The sequence below is a fragment of the Shewanella sp. AS16 genome (assembly GCF_021412365.1).
Lineage (GTDB): Bacteria > Pseudomonadota > Gammaproteobacteria > Enterobacterales > Shewanellaceae > Shewanella > Shewanella salipaludis.
In genome coordinates this window covers 1-300 of the sequence record NZ_JAKCLK010000198.1, presented here as the reverse complement: position 1 = coordinate 300, position 300 = coordinate 1, and the positions used below count along the sequence as shown (strand labels likewise).

Genomic DNA, 300 nt, shown 5'->3' with positions numbered 1-300 from the left:
CAATACGGCAATATGGTAATTCTTCGACATCACACGGTTTCCTTGTTGTTTTCGTTGTGTTGAGCTTTGCGTTGCAACTCTTTTTCGACTTCTGCGGCACGCCAGATATTGTTCAGTACGTGCACCATGGCTTTGGCGGAGGACTCGACAATATCGGTGGCCAGGCCGACGCCGTGGAAGCGGCGACCGTTGTAGTTGGCGACAATATCCACCTGACCCAGCGCATCTTTACCGTGGCCTTTGGCGGTCAGGCTGTATTTCACCAGTTCGACGTTATAGTCAGTGATGCGGTTTATCGCC

The 300-nt window shown here is 52.0% G+C and carries 1 protein-coding gene; it reads right to left on the bottom strand.

Annotated elements, in window-relative coordinates; genetic code table 11:
- Nucleotides 1–29: 29 nt before the first annotated feature.
- Nucleotides 30–300, bottom strand: a 271-nt coding sequence (locus LZP73_RS19975) for an alpha-isopropylmalate synthase regulatory domain-containing protein (RefSeq protein WP_326490373.1), incomplete at its 5' end; no start/stop codon positions are given.